Annotated in this window: 21 protein-coding genes; 5 read left to right on the top strand and 16 right to left on the bottom strand. The window is 69.4% G+C overall.

All coding sequences use genetic code 11. The features are described 5' to 3' along the window. Window positions 1-46 precede the first annotated feature (46 nt). From KB221_04370 to KB221_04385, 4 genes are all read right to left on the bottom strand, one after another. Window positions 47-967 carry an aldo/keto reductase gene (locus KB221_04370; GenBank protein WIY70268.1) on the bottom strand — a complete coding sequence of 307 codons (921 nt, stop codon included), beginning with the start codon at window positions 965-967 and terminating at the stop codon, window positions 47-49. A gap of 4 nt (window positions 968-971) precedes the next feature. Next, window positions 972-1,226 (bottom strand): BolA family transcriptional regulator, encoded by a 255-nt coding sequence (locus tag KB221_04375; GenBank protein WIY70269.1) that lies wholly within the window; start codon window positions 1,224-1,226, stop codon window positions 972-974. Between the two features lie 122 nt (window positions 1,227-1,348). Beyond that, on the bottom strand, window positions 1,349-1,864 hold the full coding sequence (locus KB221_04380) for a GNAT family N-acetyltransferase (protein WIY70270.1): 516 nt from the start codon (window positions 1,862-1,864) through the stop codon (window positions 1,349-1,351). Next, complete coding sequence (locus KB221_04385; protein WIY70271.1) at window positions 1,861-2,877, bottom strand: N(4)-(beta-N-acetylglucosaminyl)-L-asparaginase; 1,017 nt, start codon at window positions 2,875-2,877, stop codon at window positions 1,861-1,863. Before KB221_04385 ends, KB221_04380 begins: the two co-directional genes overlap by 4 nt. A 166-nt stretch (window positions 2,878-3,043) precedes the next feature. Between KB221_04385 and KB221_04390 the strand changes: the two genes are divergently transcribed. After that, window positions 3,044-3,454 (top strand): hypothetical protein, encoded by a 411-nt coding sequence (locus KB221_04390; protein ID WIY70272.1) that lies wholly within the window; start codon window positions 3,044-3,046, stop codon window positions 3,452-3,454. 15 nt (window positions 3,455-3,469) lie between these two features. On the opposite strand, the gene radC is transcribed toward KB221_04390, so the two are convergent. The 3 genes from radC to map all read right to left on the bottom strand — a co-directional run bounded on the left by radC (window position 3,470) and on the right by map (window position 5,589). Beyond that, the gene (gene radC, locus KB221_04395) at window positions 3,470-4,243 is read right to left on the bottom strand and encodes a DNA repair protein RadC (GenBank protein ID WIY70273.1); all 774 of its coding nucleotides are present in this window, start codon (window positions 4,241-4,243) and stop codon (window positions 3,470-3,472) included. Window positions 4,244-4,314: 71 nt separating this feature from the next. After that, window positions 4,315-4,698 carry a hypothetical protein gene (locus tag KB221_04400; GenBank protein WIY70274.1) on the bottom strand — a complete coding sequence of 128 codons (384 nt, stop codon included), beginning with the start codon at window positions 4,696-4,698 and terminating at the stop codon, window positions 4,315-4,317. A gap of 63 nt (window positions 4,699-4,761) precedes the next feature. Continuing rightward, window positions 4,762-5,589 carry a type I methionyl aminopeptidase gene (gene map / locus KB221_04405; GenBank protein ID WIY70275.1) on the bottom strand — a complete coding sequence of 276 codons (828 nt, stop codon included), beginning with the start codon at window positions 5,587-5,589 and terminating at the stop codon, window positions 4,762-4,764. A 105-nt stretch (window positions 5,590-5,694) separates the two neighbouring features. Here map and KB221_04410 point away from each other — a divergent pair, with 105 nt between their 5' ends. Next, window positions 5,695-6,447, top strand: a complete 753-nt coding sequence (locus KB221_04410; protein WIY70276.1) for a molybdopterin-binding protein — start codon at window positions 5,695-5,697, stop codon at window positions 6,445-6,447. On the opposite strand, the gene KB221_04415 is transcribed toward KB221_04410, so the two are convergent. The 4 genes from KB221_04415 to KB221_04430 all read right to left on the bottom strand — a co-directional run bounded on the left by KB221_04415 (window position 6,444) and on the right by KB221_04430 (window position 12,475). Continuing rightward, window positions 6,444-7,526 carry an endo-1,4-beta-xylanase gene (locus KB221_04415; protein WIY70277.1) on the bottom strand — a complete coding sequence of 361 codons (1,083 nt, stop codon included), beginning with the start codon at window positions 7,524-7,526 and terminating at the stop codon, window positions 6,444-6,446. The genes KB221_04410 and KB221_04415 overlap by 4 nt on opposite strands. Next, entirely contained in the window at window positions 7,516-7,926 is a 411-nt protein-coding gene (locus KB221_04420) for a flagellar export protein FliJ (protein WIY70278.1), read from the bottom strand. The genes KB221_04415 and KB221_04420 overlap by 11 nt, the downstream gene beginning before the upstream one ends. Before the next feature lie 25 nt (window positions 7,927-7,951). Further along, a complete protein-coding gene (gene fliI, locus KB221_04425) occupies window positions 7,952-9,292 on the bottom strand; it encodes a flagellar protein export ATPase FliI (protein WIY70279.1) in 1,341 nt (446 codons plus the stop codon). Window positions 9,293-9,412: 120 nt separating this feature from the next. Then, window positions 9,413-12,475 (bottom strand): DUF3857 domain-containing protein, encoded by a 3,063-nt coding sequence (locus KB221_04430; GenBank protein WIY70280.1) that lies wholly within the window; start codon window positions 12,473-12,475, stop codon window positions 9,413-9,415. Window positions 12,476-12,662: 187 nt separating this feature from the next. Between KB221_04430 and cysK the strand changes: the two genes are divergently transcribed. The 3 genes from cysK (at window position 12,663) to KB221_04445 (ending at window position 15,501) form a co-directional block, all read left to right on the top strand. Continuing rightward, a complete protein-coding gene (gene cysK / locus KB221_04435) occupies window positions 12,663-13,637 on the top strand; it encodes a cysteine synthase A (GenBank protein WIY70281.1) in 975 nt (324 codons plus the stop codon). Window positions 13,638-13,681: 44 nt separating this feature from the next. Continuing rightward, on the top strand, window positions 13,682-14,899 hold the full coding sequence (locus tag KB221_04440; GenBank protein ID WIY70282.1) for a DUF2336 domain-containing protein: 1,218 nt from the start codon (window positions 13,682-13,684) through the stop codon (window positions 14,897-14,899). 167 nt (window positions 14,900-15,066) lie between these two features. Continuing rightward, window positions 15,067-15,501 carry a MucR family transcriptional regulator gene (locus tag KB221_04445; protein ID WIY70283.1) on the top strand — a complete coding sequence of 145 codons (435 nt, stop codon included), beginning with the start codon at window positions 15,067-15,069 and terminating at the stop codon, window positions 15,499-15,501. Between the two features lie 67 nt (window positions 15,502-15,568). Here KB221_04445 and KB221_04450 read toward each other — a convergent pair whose 3' ends face one another. The 5 genes from KB221_04450 to KB221_04470 form a co-directional block, all read right to left on the bottom strand. Further along, window positions 15,569-16,618, bottom strand: coding sequence for a DUF2336 domain-containing protein (locus KB221_04450; GenBank protein WIY70860.1), 1,050 nt, complete (start codon window positions 16,616-16,618; stop codon window positions 15,569-15,571). A 41-nt stretch (window positions 16,619-16,659) separates the two neighbouring features. After that, window positions 16,660-17,595, bottom strand: a complete 936-nt coding sequence (locus KB221_04455; GenBank protein ID WIY70284.1) for a hypothetical protein — start codon at window positions 17,593-17,595, stop codon at window positions 16,660-16,662. 81 nt (window positions 17,596-17,676) lie between these two features. After that, entirely contained in the window at window positions 17,677-18,429 is a 753-nt protein-coding gene (locus tag KB221_04460) for an ABC transporter permease (GenBank protein ID WIY70285.1), read from the bottom strand. After that, a complete protein-coding gene (locus KB221_04465) occupies window positions 18,426-19,190 on the bottom strand; it encodes an ATP-binding cassette domain-containing protein (protein ID WIY70286.1) in 765 nt (254 codons plus the stop codon). Before KB221_04465 ends, KB221_04460 begins: the two co-directional genes overlap by 4 nt. Then, window positions 19,177-20,223: an ABC transporter substrate-binding protein gene (locus tag KB221_04470; protein ID WIY70287.1), complete on the bottom strand. Its 1,047-nt coding sequence runs from the start codon at window positions 20,221-20,223 to the stop codon at window positions 19,177-19,179. Before KB221_04470 ends, KB221_04465 begins: the two co-directional genes overlap by 14 nt. Window positions 20,224-20,240: the final 17 nt, after the last annotated feature.

The following is a 20,240-nucleotide window of genomic DNA, read 5'->3' on the forward strand; positions in this document are numbered from 1 at the left end:
AGTGAAGGGCGTCAGGTATGGACCGGGCGCGCGCCGGTCAAGGGCGTCAAGCCGCCTTGGCACCCGCGACCCGGGCCATTTCGATCTGCGCCGCCAGGCCGGGCGGCATGTCGCGGTCCGGCACCAGGGACAGGGTGTTGAGCCGCTCGACTTCGCTGGCCTCGATCATCACGCTGGACACCGAGGAGTCGGTCAGGGCGTAGGCCAGGCAGATGGCCTCGGCCGACCAGTTGTTGGTGCGGTGCAGGAAGGCGAAGTTCCCGGCATGGGCCAGGGGGCTCTCCACGGGCTTGGGCCCGCCGCCGAAGCCGAAGAAGCCCTTCTTCTGCACCTGGACGGTCGCGGCTTTTTTGGCCGTGTTCAGGCTGTCGGGGAAATAGTCATAGACGAAGATGGCCATGTCGCCCTCGCGCGCCGCGCGCAGGCGCGAGCGAACCTGCCAGCTGGCGTTGACGTGGAACGGCGTGGCCAGGACGTCGAAGGCGCCGGTCGAGACATAGGTGTCCATGACCTCACCGTCGCCGGAGATGCCCAGCAGGCGCACCCGCTCGGTCGCGCGCAGGGCCTTGAGGGCATTGAGGGTCGACTGCGGCAGTTCGTGGTCGCCCGGCTCGTCGAGGATGGCCAGGTCGAAATACCCCAGGCCGGAGGCGTGCAGGGCCTTGTCGATCGCCGAGGTGATGCCCTGGGCGGAGAAGTCGCGATCCGAGCCACGGCGGCCGTCACCGGCACCGAGGGTCAGGGAGACCTGCACCAGCTTGCGATCGACATGCATCAACGCCTGGCCGAGGACCTCGGCCAGCACGGGGTCTGCGTTTTCAAGACGGTAGGAGTTGATGCCTGCTTCCAGCGCCGAATAGATCAGGCCGCGGCCCGCCTCCGGACCGCCGGCGATGTCGCGGGCGCCGAGGCTGAGGGTCAGGCAGGAAACGGCCTGTCCGGCCAGGCCAAAGGGACGGTAGCGCATCGGGTCAGTTTCCCTGCGACGACGAAGGGGGCGGGGCGGAGGTCTCAAGGGCCAGCGCATGCAGTTCGCCGCCCATCTTGCCCTTCAGGGCGGCATAGACGAGCTGGTGCTGGCGGACGCGCGGCAGGCCGGCAAAGGCCGTGGCCACGATGCGCGCGCGATAGTGGTCGCCGTCGCCGGCCAGATCGTCGATGACGATCTCGGCGTCGGGAAAGGCTTCGGTCAGATAGCCGCGAAGCGTTTCGACAGGCATGGGCATGGAACAGGCGGTCTCCGGACTCGCCGGGCATGATGGCGCGTAAACCTTAATGGGGGGCTACATCGCGCGGGGCCTCACCGCGTGGGCAAGCCGTTTCGTCTCCCGGGCCGCACCTCGGTCGCCTATCGGCTGATGCGCTCCAGCAGGACAACCGGCGATCCCTTGTAGGTCGTCTCGACATAGGGGGCGTAGCCGGCCCGCTTCGCCAGGGCGTGAGACGGGGCGTTGTCGGGCGAGATCATGCAGACGGTGCGCGGGGCGTTCAGGGTGTCGTCACACCAGGCCAGGGCGGCGGATACAGCCTCGAACGCCAGCCCCTTGCCCTGGAATCGCGGTGCCACGCCCCAGCCCAGCTCGGGCGCATCGAAGGCGGGGGTCATGATCCGGTGGTAGTCCAGAACTCCGACGCTGCCGACGTAATCGCCTGTGTCTGTCTCGCGAATGGCCCAGTTGCCGTATCCCTTGACCTCCCAGTGGCCGATGTCCCGCAGGAGGCGGAACCAGACATCCTCGGAACTCAGCGGTGAGGGGAAGATCGATGTGGCGAAGACCGGGTCACCCCAGAGGGCGACGAGGTCATCGAGATCGCCCGGGGCGACCGGCGTCAGGGTCAGGCGGTCGGTGATCAGGATGGTCATGCGAACAGGGCTCCTGCGCGCTCGATGCGGGTCTGGCCAGCGGCGTCGGTGACGGCGAAGGTGAAGCCGGGCTGGAGGGCGAAGGCACCTGCGCGGCCCTGTTTGTCCAGCGCCAGCAGGGCGACCTGGGACGCCGCCACCTTCGTCCCGCGCAGCCGGGCCAGCCGCTCGATCACGCTGCGGCAGGCGGCGGTCGGGTCGAGGCCGTGGCGCATGGCTTCGACCACCGAATGGGCCCCGGCGACGCGGACGACGTCCTCGCCGACGCCGGTGGCGGTCGCCCCGCCGACCTCGTCATCGACAAACAGGCCCGCGCCGATGATCGGGCTGTCGCCCACCCGGCCGCGCATCTTGAAGGCCATCCCCGAGGTGGTGCAGGCCCCGGCCATGCGCTGGTCTGTGCCGATCGCCAGCAGGCCGATGGTGTCGTGGTTGCCGGGGCCGCCGGGCATCGACGGTCCTTGGGAGCGCCAGTCGGCGTTCTCGCTGTTGGGGCGCGGGGCGTAGTTGGCGGTCTTCAGCCAGTCGCGCCACGCCGCCTCGGCGCGGGGGGTCAGCAGGGTCTGCGCCTCGAACCCCTGTTCGAGGGCGAAGGTCCGGGCGCCCTCGCCGACCAGCATGGTGTGGGGCGTCCGCTCCATCACCCGGCGGGCGACCGAGACGGCGTGGACGACGTCCTCCAGCGCGCAGACCGCGCCGATGTCTCCGGCCCAGGTCATGACGCAGGCGTCCAGCGTCACCCGCCCGTCGCGGTCGGGCAGGCCGCCGTAGCCGACCGAAGAATTGCTCTCGTCCGCCTCGGCCACCCGGCCGCCGGCCTCGACCATGTCCAGGGCCGAGCCGCCGCTGGCCCGCGCCGCGATCCCGGCGGCATTGGCGGCCGCGCCGAAGTCCCAGGTCGAGACCATGACGGCGGGGGCCGCGGCCTGTGCCCGGACGGAGCTCGCGAGCGCCGCGACAGGGGCGGCGGCCATCAGGGCCCGCCGGGACACGGCATACAGTCGGGATTCCATGGGATCAGACACCGTACGCCAGTTTCACGAGCTCGAGCGTACCCGTGAGTGCGTCCGTTCAAAAGAGGCTGACTCCCCCGTCAGGAATCGCCGATTTGCACCGAAGCAGTTCCCGTGCAGGGTCCGCGGTGCGCTGTCGGACCAGCCCGGCGCGGGGGGATGAAACATGACCATGAGTCGATTGCTTTCCGTCGTTTTCGCCCTTGCGCTCGCGTCGGCACCGGCAAACGCGGCCTCAGGCAGCGCGGGTGGCCCCGCACTCGTCCAGGCCGGGTCCGTGTGCGGCCTTGCGAACCAGACCCAGTACTGGCTGTGCAAGGCGCTTGAGGAGGGAAGCTGCGGGCTAACCTCCGATTCCGAGGAATTCTGGTTCTGCAAGGGAATCGTGGACCGGCAGTGCGGGCTGATTGAAGGCGACAACTACAACCTCTGTCAGGCTCTGATCACGCCCAACTGCAACCTGGTCACGGGCAACCGCCATCAGCTGTGCCGGGGGATCACCGAACAGGACTGCTCACTGGCACCCCGGTCGCTCGACTGGATGTGTCTGGCGCTAAAGGACCGGTTCAGGTTCTGATCTCGCGAAACGGGGTCACAACAGGCCCAGCTGTTTGAAACTGGCCACGCCGTCGCGACCGACGATCAGGTGGTCGTGGACGCTGAGGTCCAGCGCGCGGGCGGCCTCGACGATCTGGCGGGTCATGTGGATGTCCGGCCGGGACGGGGTCGGGTCGCCGGACGGGTGGTTGTGGACGATGATCATCGACCTGGCCGACAGCTCCAGCGCTCGGCGCACCACCTCGCGCGGATAGACCGGAGCGTGGTCGATGGTGCCGCGGTTCTGGATCTCGTCGAGGATCAACTGGTTGCGGTTGTCGAGGTAAAGCACACGGAACTGCTCGCGCGCCTCATGCTGCAGCGACAGGCGGACATAGGCGACCAGGGCGGTCCAGGAGGAGATGACGGTGCGCTTGTTCGCCTCTTCCTTGATGACCCGGCGCGCGACCTCGTGCAGGGCGGCGAGGTCGAGGGCGGTCTCGGTACCAACACCCTTCGTTCGGCCCTTCGAATCCTCGGCCTTGACCGTGCTCAGGTCCTCGACCGGGGCGGCGAGCACCGCGGCCAGGGAGCCGAACCGGGCCAGCAGGGCCTTGGCGATGGGTTTGACGTCGCCCTGTGGCTGGCTGCGGAACAGGAACAGTTCGAGCAGTTCATAGTCGGGCAGGTGAGGAAGGCCGGCCCCGCGGGCGCGGTCGCGGAGCCGTTCGCGGTGGCCCGTATGGTGGGGCTTGCGGGCGCGGAGGGCCTTCGGGGCTGCTTCAGGCGCCCGGGATGGCGGGATCGGAAAGGGCAGCACGCTGGACATGACGGCCTCCGGCACAACCATCGGATGTTGTCAGAACAGAAGGCGAACGTCCAGCGGGAACGCGCCCCGCTTCAATATCCGAGGCTCCCCAGAATCGCGATCAGGGTCACGGCGGGAAACAGGAAGGGCACGGCGATGGAGAACCAGAACCCGAGGCCGTAGATGCGGCGGCGATAGGCGTCGGGGTCATCCGGCTTGAAGATCCGCTCGCTGACGGGGCCGAGGAAGAACGCCAGATTGGCGACGCCCATGATGACCAGCCATGCGAGCCCTTGGGCAAGGGTGGCGGCGAGGGAAAGGCTGAACCAGTCGGTGAGCAGCGAGGCCTCAATCGCAAACAGGGCCCAGGCCAGGGCACCCGCAATGCCCAGACCGATGTTGTAGCGAAGCCGACGGCTCTCCCACCACCGCCAGCTATCGCCGGCATGGAATGGGGATTCCGGGGGCGTGGACATGCGTCGAGGCTCCGTCTGCGGCGCGATCATGCGCCGCCGGGAGCCGTGGTCAAGCGGTCGGAGTCAGACGAATTTCGGCCGGAAGATCCCCGCCGGGCTGGCGCTGAACAGCTCGACGCCGGTCTCGGTCACGCCGCAGCTGTGTTCGCACTGGGCCGACAGGGACTTGTCGCGGGTCACGGCGGTCCAGCCGTCGGACAGGACCTTCACGTGCGGCTTGCCCAGGTTCACCATCGGCTCGACGGTGAAGAACATGCCGGGCTTGAGCGTCGCGCCCTCGCCGCGGCGGCCGTAGTGCAGGACATTGGGGCTGTCGTGGAACAGGCGGCCGATGCCGTGGCCGCAGAAGTCGCGCACCACCGACATCCGGTTGGCCTCGACCACCTGCTGGATGGCGTAGCCGATGTCGCCGAAGGTGTTGCCCGGCTTGATCATGGCCAGACCGGCCTCGAGCGAGTCATAGGTGACGTCGATCAGCTTCTTCGCACGGGCGTTGATCTCGCCAACCCCGTACATGCGGCTGGAATCGCCATGCCAGCCGTCGACGATGACGGTGTGGTCGATGTTGACGATGTCGCCGTCTTTCAGAACCTTGTCGCCGGGAATGCCGTGGCAGACGACGTGGTTGATCGAGGTGCAGATGGTTTTCTCATAGCCCTTGTAGCCGAGGCAGGCAGGCAGGGCGCCGTGGTCGAGGGTGAACTCGCGGATGCGGTCGTCCAGCTCGCCCGTGGTCACGCCGGGGACCACGTAAGGCGTGATCATGTCCAGCGCCTGACCCACCAGACGACCGGCCGCGCGCATGCCCTCCCACATCGCCTCGTCCTCGTGGACGCGGATCTCATGGGTGCGGACGAAGGCGTCGCTGTCCAGTTCGGGGGTCTCGTACATCGGGGGGCTTTCGGGAGGCGGCAGGCTCGGTTCAGATGGCCATCATAGCACAGATGCTCAAGGCGACACGATGACCGGACGCCTGCAGCAGTCTAGCGTGCGGAAATGACCGAATCCTCTCCCACCGCCGCCGTCCTCATCATCGGCGACGAGGTCCTGTCCGGACGAACCCAGGACACCAATCTGAACACCATCGCCCGGTTCCTGGCGGCGCTGGGGATCGACCTTGAGGAAGCCCGCACCATCGGCGACCGCAAGGCGCAGATCGTCGACAGCCTCAACGCCCTGCGGGCGAGCCACGACTATGTCTTCACCACCGGTGGCATCGGGCCGACGCATGACGACATCACCGCCGATGCGGTGGCGACGGCCTTCGGCGTGGCCCTGCCGGAGCATCGCGACGCGGTGGCCATTCTGGCGCGGCGCTATGGCGACGACTTCAATACGGCGCGGCGGCGGATGGCGCGGATCCCCGAGGGCGGGACGCTGATCGCCAATCCGGTGACCGATGCGCCGGGCTTCCAGATCGGCAATGTCTTCGTGATGGCGGGCGTGCCGAAGATCATGACGGCCATGCTGGAAGACGTGGCGCCGCGGCTGCGCACCGGAGCGGTGGTGCATGCGCGGACGATCCGGGTGTCGGGGGTCGGCGAGGGCGCGATCGCCGACCTGCTCACCGCCGCGGCCCGGGCAGAGCGCGAGATCAGCTTCGGCAGCTATCCCTTCGGCCACGGCTCGGTCGGCGAGATGGGGACCAATCTGGTGGTGCGTGGACGGGATGCGGCGAAGGTCGAGGCGGCGGTCGAGGGGTTGCTGGCGGACCTCGCGGCGGCGGGGATCGAGGCGGTTCGCGCCTAGCCCCGGAACGCCTCGGCCACGGCCTGATAGGCCGGATTGGCGCGGCCGCCGGCGTCGAGCAGCAGGGGGCTGTCGTCCTTCCAGCCCTTGCCTTCGTCGCGCAGCAGCCAGCTGTCCGTATCGCGCAGGCCCCAGGTGGTGAAGGCGAAACGCTGGCGGGCGGGCAGGGCCATGAAGGCCTCGGCCAGTTCGCCGACGCGGGCGACCTGCCGGGCGCGCTTCTGGATCAGCGAGCGGGTGTCGACGGGGCTGTCGCTGCGCATCGAGAAGTCGAGCTCGGAGACATGGATGGGCAGGCCCAGCGAGGCGGCATCGCGGAAGAAGTCGCGGATGTTTCCGGCGGGAATGTCGATGTCGAGGTGCGACTGGGTGCCGATGCCGCCGATCGGCGCGCCCTGCGCCAGCAGCCGCTCGACCAGCCGCAGGAAGGTCGCGCCCTTCCGCGGATTGTTCTCGAGATTGTAGTCGTTGAGGAACAGGACGGCGTCCGGGTCGGCCGCCCGGGCCTGTTCGAAGGCGCGGACGATGTAGGCCTCGGGGCCCAGCTTGCGGGCGTAGACGCAGTCGCGCAGGCCGTTTCCATCCTCGGCCACCGCTTCATTGACGACGTCCCAGCCCACCATCCGTCCGCGATAGCGACCGGCGACGGTCGAGACATAGCGGTCAAACTCGGCGGCGAAGCGGGCGGTCGGCAGGGTTTCGGTGAACTGGTCGAGGCCCTGGGAATACCAGACGAGGCAATGGCCGAAGACGCGCAGCCCCTGTTCATGGCCCCAGTCGACCATCCGGTCCGAGGCGGAGAAGTCGTACGCAAAGCCCGGCTGCAGGATGCGCTCGGGCTTCAGCTCCCATTCGGGGGTGATCTGGCTGACGTGGCGGCGCATGGCGGCGACCCAGACGGGGTCGTCCAGCTGACCGGTCATGCCGGTGGCACCGATGGGGAAGTCGGCGAGGGATTTCAGGGGCGTGGCCAGCGGGCCTACCGGGGTCTGGGCCGAGGCGAAGCGGTCGCAGGCGGCCAGCCCGAGAGGCGCGGCGAGAAGGACGCGGCGGTTCAGTCCGGGCGGATCAGCCCGCACGCCGCCTCAGGCCCAGTTCGTCGAAGGCCGCGGTCTCGCGCTTGCCGGCGGCGATGGCGGCGTTGAGACGGGTCATCTCGGCGACGTGTTCGAACTTCTTCAGTTCCTCGAAGGCCCCGGTCAGGGCGTCGCGGGCGCCTTCCTCCTCGGCGTCGATGACGACGACGTCGGCCTCGGCCGCACCCTTGCGCAGCTTCCAGCCGTTCAGATAGGCCTGCAGCATCATGGCGGCGTCGGCGTCCTCGCGGGCGCGCACCTGCTCGATCTCGGCCTCGGCCTCGAGCACGGCGATACGCATTTCAGCGGAGGCGCGGCGGGCGGTGATCTCGGCGAGGCGCTTCTGCAGCGTCTCGACCTCATAGTTCGAGATCCGGATCAGCGATTGGGCCCAGTTGCTCATGCGTACGCGCTCCAGAGGGACGGGGTCACTGCACCATGCCCTGATTCAGAATTGCTTCCAGCCGGGTAAAGGAATCGGAAAGACCGGTGTGATCGTCCTTGTCCTGGCCGAGGAAGGCTTCCAGCGCCGGGTTCAGGGCGATGGCCCGGTCGACCATGGGATCGGCCCCGGCGCGGTAGGCCCCGATGCGGATCAGCTCTTCCATATTGCCGTAGTCCGACAGGCACTGGCGGGCGCGCTTGTTCAGCTCGCGCTCGGGCGGCGTCTGGCAGGCGGGCAGGGTGCGGCTGACGGATTTGAGGACGTCGATGGCCGGGAAGCGTCCGCGCTCGGCGATCTTGCGGTCCATGACGATGTGGCCGTCGAGAATGCCTCGCACGGCGTCGGCGATGGGTTCGTCATGGTCGCCGCCGTCGACCAGCACGGTGAACATGGCGGTGATCGGCCCGGCGGTGGTGCCGTCCGGCCGGACCGGACCCGGCCCGGCGCGCTCCAGCAGCTTGGGCAGTTCGGTGAAGACGGTCGGCGTATAGCCCTTGGTGGTCGGGGGCTCGCCGGCGGCCAGGCCGATCTCGCGCTGGGCCATGGCGAAGCGGGTGACGGAGTCCATCAGGCACAGGACCTCGAGGTCCTGATCCCGGAAATATTCGCAGATGGCCATGGTCATATAGGCCGACTGGCGACGCTTCAGGGCGGGCTCGTCGGAGGTGGCGACGACGACGACCGCGCGACGCAGGCCTTCCTCGCCCAGGGTCTCCTCGACGAACTCCCGGACCTCCCGGCCCCGTTCGCCGATAAGGCCGACGACGACCACGTCACAGGTGGCCTGTTTGGCCAGCATGGACAGCAGCACCGACTTGCCGACGCCGGAGCCGGCGAAGATGCCGAGGCGCTGGCCGCGGCAGGTGGTGGTAAAGACATCCATGGCGCGGACGCCGAGGTCGAGCCGCTCGCCGACCCGGCCGCGCGAATGGGCCGGGGGCGGGGGTGCGCGCAGGGGATAGGCGGCGGGGCCGACAGGCAGGGGGCCCTTGCCGTCGATGGGCTGGCCGAAGGCATCGATGATCCGGCCCAGCCAGGCGGTGGTCGGGCGGACGCTGGCGGCGGCGGAGACGATGCGGATATCGGCGCCGGGGGCCACGCCCTCGACCGGGCCGAAGGGCATCAGCAGGGCCTTGGCGTCGCGGAAGCCGACGACTTCGGCCGGCAGGGGCGACAGGTGGCGGCGCTCGATTTCGGCCCGGGCCCCGACCGACAGCCGCGACAGCCCGCCCCGGGACTCGATCAGCAGGCCGTTCACCCCCGCGACCTTGCCGGTCACGACCAGCGGGTCGATCGCTTCAACGGCGGCGGCGAGAGAGTGCAAGTGGAAGCCCCGGAACTGGCCGCGTCGGGTCGAACAGGCCCACGGGGCCGACGACCGCAGCCCCGCCAGAAAGCGGCATCATGCTTAACGGGAGGTTAATTTCGGGGCCTTCGGACTGCTTCACCGCGGTGGATAGGACTCGAAGTCCGTCGGTGTGTCGGGATCAAGCGCGATCGCGGCGGCCTTGTCGCGCTCGCCCTCTTCGACCTGGCCCGAGGCGATCCGGGCCACGCCCCGACCGTAAAGGGACGCCGGCAGTTCGGGTGCGATCGCCAGCGCCGCCTCATAGGCGGCAAGGGCGCCGGCGAGGTCGCCTCGCTGCAACAACAGCCGCCCCCGGCTGTCGAGGATCGCCGGGCTGTCCGGTGCAATGGCCAAGGCGGCGTCACAATCCCGCAGCGCCTGATCCAGCAGGACCCCCGCCGTGGCGGCGGTCCAGCAGAGGTTGTTCAGGACCTCCGCATCAGCGGGAGCAGCCTCGCGGACGGTGGCGAGGTCCTGCGCCGCGCGATCAAGCTGACCGAGCGCGATGGCTGCCTCTGCACGGAGGATCAGAGCGGACCGGGGGTTCGCCGGAGAGGATGCGAGGAAACGGTCCAGAATTTCCGACGCCTCCTGGGCCTTCCCGCGTTCCAGCTTCAGCGCGGCCTGATTGAGCAATACTCCGGGGGCCGAGGGATCGGCCTCGGCCAGGGCGTCCATTTCTGCATCGGCCTGTTCCGTCCGGCCGGCCTGTTCCAGAACGCCGATGCGCCGGAGCTTCAGGGGGACGTCGGTGGGGCGGCCGGCGATCAGGGTGTCGATGTCGCGGAGCGCCCGATCATACTGTTCCAGAGCCAGATAGGCCTGGGCCCGGGTGCCGAGCGCGAAGTCGTCGCCCGGCGCCTGGCGCAGGGCCCGCGAAAGCTCGATCACGGCGTCGTCGAAGCGCCCGTCGTTCATGGCGAGCAGGGCGTTGCCGTTCATCGCGACCCGTTCGGAGGGGTCGATGTCGACCGCCTTTTCCAGATCCGCCACCGCACCCTCGAGATCGCCGGTCCAGAACCGGTAGACGCCGCGGTTGGCCCATGCGGCGCTGCTTGTGGGGTCGAGTTCAATGGCGCGGCCGGCCGCCTCGGCAGCGCCCGCCCAGTCACCGCTTCGCGACAGGGCGAGGGCGCGGTCGAGCCAGCCGCTCGCGGTAGCTGGCGCGTCGGCGGCCCAGGCCGCGCGATCGGAATCGGAGGGGCGATAGTTCCGGTCAGGGAACACCCTCGGAGGGTCGAACCGCCGGGTGAGGTCCTCGGCGCGAACCCGGTCCGCCTCGGCGGCGGTGATCTCGTCCGTCAGGCTGCGCAGGCTCAGGTCGACCGTGACCAGATCGCCCTCCAGAACCATGGTGCGACGCGTATGGTGGCCGAGTTCGGTCCGGTCGACGGCGCCGCCGGAAACCCGGAACCCCCGTCCGCCTTCCGGCAGGCGCAAGGTCGCAACCTGCCGTGAATAGGTCGGATGGTTGATCGCATAGGGGGCGTTCCGGAACGGCCCTTCGGACCGCTCCAGACTGCTGATGGGAAGATAGGTCGCGCCCGGAGGGACGACGCCCTGGGTGCCCCAGTTCAGCGACATCGTACCGGTCATGGTGAGGGTCAGGACGTTGGCCTCGACGTCATAGTTCGAGCCGACCTCGGTGATCGTCGGATTGCCGAGCTGGGCCGACCAGATGGAGCGCAGGCCCTGGTCCCTTTGGGTGGCCGGGATGAGCCCGATCTGGCCCCCGAGCGCCGCCGCGCCGTCACCGCGCATGATGAGCGTCCCGGTCACGACCGCGGGGGCGTAGAGACCGGCGGAGGCGTCGACGGCGACTATGGTTTCGGAATCCGGCACCGTCCGGGGCGCGAGGTTCAGGGCCTCGAGCCGCGCCTCCGGTCCGGTGAGCGGCAGGGCCCAACGGAAGGGGGGTACGGCGATATCCTCCAGCTTCCGGTCGCCGGTGCGGGTCCCGTCCAGCCAGTAGACCGAGCCGCCGATGACAGCGCGAACCAGCACATGGTCGAAAGCCGAGACCATGGGCAGCCGGTCGGGCATGCCGTCGCCATTCAGGATGCTGACGGCGGCGGGCTGGGCCTCTATGCCGAGGCCATCGAGCAGGGCGAGCAGCAGGACGGTCTTGCCCTTGCAGTCGCCGAGCCGGCGGTTCCAGGTTTCCTCGGCCGTGGCGGGAGTCAGGCCACCCTCGCCCATCATCAGCGCGACGTAGCGGACCTGATCCTGAACCAGGCGCAGGGCGGCGGCGGCCCGGACGGCCGGATCATCGGACAGGGCCCGGATGCGTTCGATTTCGGCCTGCAGCGAGGAGCCGGGCTCGATCCGGCGGGACCGGTCATAGAGCGGTTTGAGCACCACGGCGATGTCGGACCAGTCGCGATAGTCGGTCAGCTCGATGAGGCGCAGGGCGCGGAGCCGGGTCGGAATGTCATCCGGCACGGGCACCGGCTGGAGCGCGTTCAACTCCAGTTCGACGACGGACTGGCCGCCGCTGCGACGGACGGGAAGCGGGGTCCAGTCGTTGGCGGCGCGAAGCCGCACCGGCAGGGCCGTCGGCCACGAGGCCCGAAAGCGGATCTGGTCGACCAGGGCGGGCAGGTTCAGGTCCATCGACTGTTCAAAATGGCCGCCGGTTACAGGGTCGCGAGACACCACGGTGTAGGCCACGTCGAGGATGTCACCGACCCGCAGGCCGGCGGGATGGAGGACCGCCGTGATCCGGCCGTCCAGCATGGCGTGCTCGAGGTTCTCCTCACGGCGCAGGGTTTCGAAGGTCTGGCCGGCGAGCACGTCGATGACCTGACCATCACGGATGATGTGGACATGGTGGACGGTCACGTCCTGGTTCGAAGGACTCCAGGTGACGCCGACATTGCCCATCAGGGGGAGGGCCTGGGGGGACACGGCCATGCTGCGATACCGGCTGTAGAAGGCTTCGCTCTCTCCATCGGCGCGCATCTGGCTGTCGAACAGCAGGATGCGCAGGCCCTCTGCGGTCGCAGCCGTGGCGTTGGGTGCGCCCTCGACGGCCGTCACCACCCATGCCGGCTCGGGGCCCCGCAGCACTTCGTCGCCGGCCAACGCCGCGCCGGGCGCGATCAGGAGAATGACGCCGGCAAACAGGCCGATCGCCCGGCTCGCGGAAACAAAACGCATCGTAAGACCCCCGTCACGCCCGTTGCGATACTCGGGGCTTACCAGGGTGATACAACCGACGGTCGGTGGCGCCAACGGCGCAATGCGATCAGGCGAGTAACCCGGGCAACGTCGCAAAATGCGCGCGAGAGACTTGCGACCCCGATAAAATAACTATCTCTCGCTCAACACCTGCAAGGAGACCGCGATGTCCGCCTATGACGCCTCCCGCCATCAGAAAGCCGGACGCGGCAAGGTCTTCGCCTCGATCCTGGACACCATCGGCGACACGCCCCTGGTCGGGCTGCCGCGCCTTTCGGCGGAGATGAAGCCGAAAGCCACGGTGCTGGCCAAGCTGGAGTTCTTCAACCCGATGGCTTCGGTCAAGGACCGGATCGGCGTGGCCATGATCGAGGCACTGGAACAGGGGGGACAGATCGGGCCGGACACCGTGCTGATCGAGCCGACCAGCGGCAATACCGGCATCGCCCTGGCCTTTGTGGCGGCGGCCAAGGGCTATCGCCTGATCCTGGTCATGCCGGAGAGTATGTCGATCGAGCGCCGCAAGATGCTGGCGCTGCTGGGCGCAGAACTGGTGCTGACCCCGGCCGAGAAGGGGATGAAGGGGGCCATCGCCATGGCCATGGAACTGAGGGACCGGACGCCCGGCGCCGTCATCCCGGCCCAGTTCGACAACCCCGCCAATCCGGCCATCCACCGCGTCTCGACGGCGGAGGAGATCTGGAACGACACAGCGGGCGCCGTGGACATCGTGATTGCCGGCGTGGGCACGGGCGGCACCATCACCGGCGTCGGCCAGGTGCTGAAGGCGCGCAAACCCTCGCTGCGCATGATCGCGGTCGAGCCGACGGCCTCGCCGGTACTCTCGGGCGGTGAGCCCGGACCGCACAAGATCCAGGGCATCGGGGCCGGCTTCATCCCCTCGATCGTCGATCGCTCGGTCATCGACGGCGTCGAGCAGGTCTCCAATGACGAGGCCTTCGACATGGCCCGCAAGGCCGCGCGAGTGGAGGGCATCCCGGTCGGGATATCGTCCGGTGCCGCCCTGGTCGCCGCCTTCCGGCAGGCCGCGCTGGAGGAGAACGCCGGCAAGACCATCGTGGTGATCATCCCAAGCTTCGCGGAACGCTATCTTTCGACCGCCTTGTTCGAGGGGCTTTGACCGTCACGGGCGGTTAACCCACGCGGTCCTAGGATTCGCGGGATATGTCCGAGACCGCGACCAGCCCTGAGGAGACCGCCCCGGAAGGCGTCTTCCGCGCGCGTCATGCGTTGCTGAAACGCCTGGCGGATGTCGTGTCCCTGCCGGCCAGCCGGATCAACGCGTTCGAGCGCGCCGTTACGGGCGATTTGCTGGTCGAGATGCTCCGGCTGGCCGCGCCGGAGGACCGTCGTCGGGTGGCCACCCGTCTCGCGCCCCTGGCCGAATTGCCCAACGCCCTGGCGCGGATGCTGCTTCGCGACGATCCGGAGATCGCGGGGCTGCTGATCGAACAATGCGCCTCCCTGTCGGACGCCGATCTGGTCGCCTGCGCCCGTGACGCGACGACGGCGCACCGCTTCCTGATGGCCAGCCGTCGCGCGCTGTCCGAGGTGGTGACGGAGACGTTGCTGGGCTTCGGCGAGAGCCAGGTGATTGAGGCGGTTCTTCGCAACAGCACGGCCCGACTGAGTCAGACGGCGATCGAGTGCGTCGTCAGCCTGAGCCGCCAGGAGACGCAGCTGTGCGGTCCGGTCCTGAAGCGGCCGGAGCTCAGGCCGTCGGGTGCCTATGTGATGTTCTGGTGGAGCGGGGCGGAGGATCGCCGGACGATCCTGCAGCGGTTCGCCGTGTCGCGCGAAGTCATGCAGGAGGTGTCGGAAGACGTCTTCCCCATGGCCGCGGCTGAGAACTGGCAGGACCCGGTGTCGCGCAAGGCGCTGCAGTTCATTGAGCGTCGCCAGCGTAATCGGGCCGCGATCGCCCGGAGCCCCTACGGCGGGCTGGAACAGGCGGTGGCGGCGGCGGCGCAAAAGGGGCTGAACCGCGAGGTGGCGACCGAGATCGCCTATCTGTCCGGGGTGAAGCCGGTGACCGGGGCCAAGATCATGGGCGATCCCGGGGGCGAGCCGCTGGCCATCCTGTGCAAGGCGACGGGGCTGGGCAAGGCTGACCTGACCAATCTGTGGCGTTCGATGCGTCGACCCGAGACAACGGCCGACGGTGCCGTACATCCTGCCTGGGACCGGGTGCAGATCACCTATGACATGCTGGCGGTCGACCGGGCGCAGACGGTGCTGCGTTACTGGAACTGGTCGTTGTCTTCAGCTCTCACGCCCGCTCTTCTGAAGGCCATTCGCGACGGCGAAGAAGAAGGGCTGGACAACTACTCGGCTCCGGAACGCGCGGCCATGCTCGCGCTCGCGGACAATTTCGGCCGCTAAGCGCCGCCCCGCCTGACCGAAGACGGCGAATATTTCGCAGTTTGAAACACTTCAGGGCCGTGCTGCGAGCATGGAACCCGCAGTTGCTTTCACTGTGGAACAAATCTATTGATCACGCTACGGACTGATTCAGTCGAAAAACAAACAAGCTAAGGTGAGGCTGGCCCATGGAAGACAATGCTCAACTTCTCGAGATGACTGCGGACATCGTTTCGGCTTATGTCGGCAACAACAATGTGCAGGCGTCCGAAGTTCCGGGCCTGATCTCCAGCATCCATGCCGCCCTGACCCAGGTCTCGACCGGCGCTGTCGAGCCGGAGCCCGAGGTCAAGGACCCGGCCGTGCCGGTTCGCAAGTCGATCACGCCCGATTTCCTGATCTGCCTGGAAGACGGCCGCAAGTTCAAATCGCTGAAGCGCCACCTGCGCACCAAATACAATATGAGCCCCGAGGAATACCGGGCCAAATGGGGTCTGGCGAAAGACTATCCGATGGTCGCCCCGAACTACGCCAAGGCGCGTTCGGACCTCGCCAAGCAGATGGGCCTCGGCCAGGGCGGCCGCAAACCCGCCCGCGCCGCCGGCGGCCGCGCCAAGAAGTAATCCGGACGTTCTGTTCGGCAGAAGCGCCCGCCTCCAGTCATGGGGGCGGGCGTTTTGCTGTATTGGGTCAGGCCGCGACGGCCCCGCGGCGCATACGCCAGAAGCGCAGGGTCCTGAGCGCGGCGTCGCGGCTCAGCTCGGCGTACATCCGGGCGTAGGAATGGGCCTTGGCCATGGCGTCGCCGTCGTCGTTCAGCAGGACGACCGCATAGGTCAGGAACAGGGCGCGATCGAGGTCGGCGGACTTGCAGACCACCGCCAGGGCGTCGAGTTCGCGGCGCTCGACGATCTGGCGGGCGGTGTGGAAATCGATGTCCGACAACTGGGCCAGGGCGATCAGGAACGAGGTCGTGCCGCCCGACCGCAGGAAGCGGGCCAGCATCTGCGGTGTCAGCTGACCCGCTGCCTTGAGTTCTTCCACATAGGCCGAGCATTCGGCGTAGTCGGCGGGCAGGGCACCGTCGTCGGTGGCGATGCGGGCCCGGCCGGCGGCCAGGGCGCTCTCCAGCAGGGCCGGGTCCATGCGGGCGTTCTGTTCGAGGATCCGCGTCCGGAGCCGGGCCTCGACCACGAAATACATCTCGTTGAGCAGGTCGGCCGGGAGGCTGGTCCGCGAGACCGTGGCCTCATGCAGCGCGGGATTGACCCGCGCCCGCTCGACGGCGGCCTCGGACGATTTGCGCGACAGCTGGGCGCCGTCGTTGCGCAGCAGGGTTCCGAGGGTCTCGTCATCGCCGCGCTCGACAATGACGTCGGCCACGGCTTCGGACACCGAGGGGCGGGCCGAAACGGCGCGCAGGTGGTCCTGGCCATGCTTGCGAACGACGCCCAGCAGGTCCTCGTCGGTCAGGACCGGAGAGGTGGTCAGGACGGCCTTCGCGACCGCGGCCTCGTCATTGGCCAGTTTGTGGATCAGGGCATGGGGCGCGTTCGGCGCCGTGGCGAAACGGGCGGAGAGTTCGGCGCGGACGGCGGTTTCCATGTCCGCGGCCAGGCTGGACAGGACGGATCCGTAGAGCGTGTCCTCCGCAGCGCTGTGGGTGGCGGCGCCGAAGAAGCGGTCGGTCAGTTCACGCAGCAGGGCCCGCCGCTTCTCGCTCGACCCCTCCTCGGCCATGGCGATCAGTTCGGGCAGGCGGGAAGGAGAAGACGCGGTCGTCACTGGTGGTCCCCGTCGGAGGCGGCGGGCGCGGGACGCACCCGGCCCTGGGCGTCGCGGATCAGCGTCGGCCCCTGTTCGGGCGCAGCGAGGTCCTGGGAGGCTATGGTCTCGGGCATGCTGACGACCAGGGCATCGACATAGTTCGGCGCAGGCATCTCAAGCGCGTCCGGCTGTCGGCCGTTCTGGCGGTGGACCGAGTAATAGCGGCCGCCCTGAACCGGCGGGCGTTCGCCGCTGTTGCTGACTTCGGCCACGCGGCGCGGCTGCGGCGTCGCACCGGGCGTAGCGGCGGCAGGCTCGAGGACGGGCTGGGCAGCAGGCGGCGCGGCGGGCGCGTCCCGCTGCATGCGGAAGATCGGCGCGTCGCGTCGCGGGGCCATGGGATCGAACGGGCCGCTCTCGATCGGAGCAGGCTGGGCCGGTGCCGGCGTATAGATCACCTCGGCCGGCACCGCCTGACCGCGACCACCGGGATCCGGCAGATAGTCGGGCGTCGCACGGGGCTGGGGCGGAGGTGCCGGAGCCGGCGTGGGCGCGGGGCGCGGCGCGGCAGGAGCGACCCTCGCGGGCTCCGCCGGTGCGGGCCCGGGAGCCGGTGCGGCGGGCTGCATCCAGGCGTTGGCCGGGGTCAGGGTCCGGCGCGCGCCGGGCGCGGGTGTGAGCCCCGGCCGCGACGGCGCAGGCGGGGTCGAGGCGAAACCGCCGTGCGGAATGACGGTGTTGGGGCGTCGGAGGTCGCGTCTTGCTACCGCAGCAGGACCGGCGGCGGCCGCCGCGGGGGCGGCCTCGCTGCGCCCCGGCCATGACAGATAGCGCAGGCCGCGGGCCTCGCCGGCGGGTACGTCCGCACTCTGGGCCGCGGCCCCGCCGGCGGACAGCACCAGGCCCGCGGCGGCGAGCAGGGCGGTCTTCAGGATCGGGGAGCGGCGCAAGAGGGCGTCTCCGGACGGGGGAATGGAGCCCCACGCTAGTCACAGGTCGCTTAACCTGCTGCTAACGCGGGCCCATTGGATTCAGGACAGGCGGCGGCGCACAGCCCGATCCAGCACGCTGACGGCGGCGTTGAGCAGCAGGCCCATGAACATCAGGCAGGCGAGGGCGGCCAGCATGTCGGCCGTGCGCAGCCGGTTGCCGGCTTCGAGCAATCGCCAGGCCAGTCCCTGCGTTGCGCCCGAGCCGGAGACGAACTCCGCCACCACGGCACCGATCACGGCGAGCCCTGCCGCGACCCGCAGACCCTCGAGCACGAAAGGCAGGGCCGAGGGCAGGCGCAGCCGGACCAGCCGCTGAACGGGCGAGGCACCGTAGAGGTCGAACAGCCGCTCGAGGTCGGGATCGGCGGACTTGAGTCCCGTCAGGACGCCCGAAAACAGGGGGAAGAAGGCGACGGCCGCCGCGAGCGCGACCACGGCCCGGTCGGCATTGTCCAGTCCGGCCCAGATCATCACCAGCGGGGCGATGGCCACCACCGGCGTGACCTGCAGGGCGACGGCGAGCGGGCGGACCGCCTGCTCCGCCGGGCGGCTGAGCGAGACGGCGAGCGCCAGACCGCCGCCGAGCAGGGCGGCGACGACCAGCGCCTGCAGGGCCATCCAGAAGGTCGCGGCGGCGGAGGCGGCAAGGAGCGGGGCGCGGTCGACCAGGGCGGCGGCCACGGCGCTGGGCGGCGGCAGGAAATAGGGCGGGACGTGCAGGGCGCGGCAGGCGACCTCCCAGACCGCCAGAAGCAGGAGCGTGAGCAGCAGGGACGGGAGGATGCGCATCATGCCGGCACCTCCGCCCCGGGCATGGCGGTCTCGAGGGCCCGGGCAAGGGCTTCGACGGCGGACCGGTATTCGGCGGCCGAGCGCCAACCGTCGGGCCGCGGCAAGGCACCGGGCGAGTCGAGGGTCGCCGCGACCCGCCCGGTCGCGCCGTCCAGGACCACGGCGCGGCCAGCCAGATAGACGGCCTCCTCGACGTCATGGGTAACGAAGACGATGGCCGGGCTCGGGGTGCGGGCGGACCAGAGGCGATGCAGGTCCTCGATCAGCCGGCGGCGGGTGACGCTGTCGAGGGCGGCGAAGGGCTCGTCGAGGAGCAGAAGGTCCGGTTCGGTGACGAGGGCGCGGGCGAGGGCGACGCGCATGGCCATGCCGCCGGACAACTGGCGCGGACGGGCGTCGAGCCGGTCGCTGAGACCGACGGCGGTCAGGGCTTCGGCGGCGCGGGCGCGGGCGTCGGCGCGCGCCATGCCGGCCAGTTCCAGCGGCAGGGCGACGTTGGCGAGGGCGTCGGCCCAGGGCATCAGGGTGGCGGACTGGAAGACGAAGCCGGTACGGCCGTCGGCCCGCTGGACGGTGCCTTCGGACGGCGGCTCCAGCCCGGCCAGCAGGCGCAGGAGGGTAGATTTGCCGGCCCCGGATGCGCCGACGACGGCAACGATCTCGCCGGGGGCGACGGTCAGGTCGACGGGGCCGAGCGGCGCACGGCCGGGATAGCGGACGAGGACGCCGTCCAGCGACGCCGCGGCGTCAGCTCCGGCCACGGCCGGGCAGGTACTGGGTGGTGAAGGCCTGCCGCCAGTCCAGATTGGTCGGATAGACCCCGGCCTGGGAGGTGACGTCGAAGAAGGCCTGCCAGCGTTCGGCGGTCATGGCGCCGAGACCGTAGAGGGCGGCGTCGCCGCCATCGACGATGCCGTTGGCCTTCAGCCGGGCGCGGGCCTGGTCGAGGATGGCCTGGGTCATCTCCGGATTGGCCTTGCGGATCAGGGCGTCAGCGGCCTTGCCGTCGCCCTGGATGTAGTCGCGCCAGCCCTCGGCCGAAGCGGCGATGAAGCTGCGCAGGGCGGCGGCGTTGTCGCGGGCGAAGGCGTTGGGGGCCAGGACCATGGCGGCGTAGGAGGGATAGCCCTCGTCGGCCAGCAGGAAGACCCTGGGCGCGAAACCCGCAGCCTGTTCAATGCTGTAGGGCTCCGAGGTCAGATAGCCCTGCTGCACCGCCCGCTCGTCGGCGAGGAAGGGCGCGGGGTTGAAATTGTAGGTCCGGACCTGATCGTCGGTGAAGCCGTATTTGGCCTTGAGCCAGACCCAGAAGGCGTCGCGCGAGGCGGTGGCCAGCAGCATGGGGCGGCCGGCGAGGTCGGCGATGGTCTCCAGCGCCGGGTCCGGATGAGCGATGAGGACCTGGGGGTCCTTCTGGAAGAAGGCGGCGACGGCCTTCACCGGGGCACCCTCGGCGACCAGATTCATCGGGATGAAGCTGTTGGAGCCCATGCCCAGCTCAACGGCCCCGGAGGCCAGCAGCTGCGGCACGTTCACGCTCGGGCCGCCCTGGATGATCTCGACGTTCAGGCCGCGCTTCGTATAGGCCCCCGAAGCCAGTGCCTGGTAGAAGCCGCCGTGCTCGGCCTGGGCGCGCCAGTCGGTGGCGAAGCGCAGGCGAACGCGGCCCTCTTCGTCGACAGGGGCCTCGGAGCCCTGGCAGCCGGCGAGCGCCGCTGTGGCCGCGAGCGCGCCGGCACCGGCCAGCAAGGCGCGGCGGTCGGTCGAGAAACGGCGATTCCCACGCAAGGTCATGGCCGTGATGTACGGCT

This window comes from Aquidulcibacter paucihalophilus (assembly GCA_030285985.1).
GTDB lineage: Bacteria > Pseudomonadota > Alphaproteobacteria > Caulobacterales > Caulobacteraceae > Brevundimonas.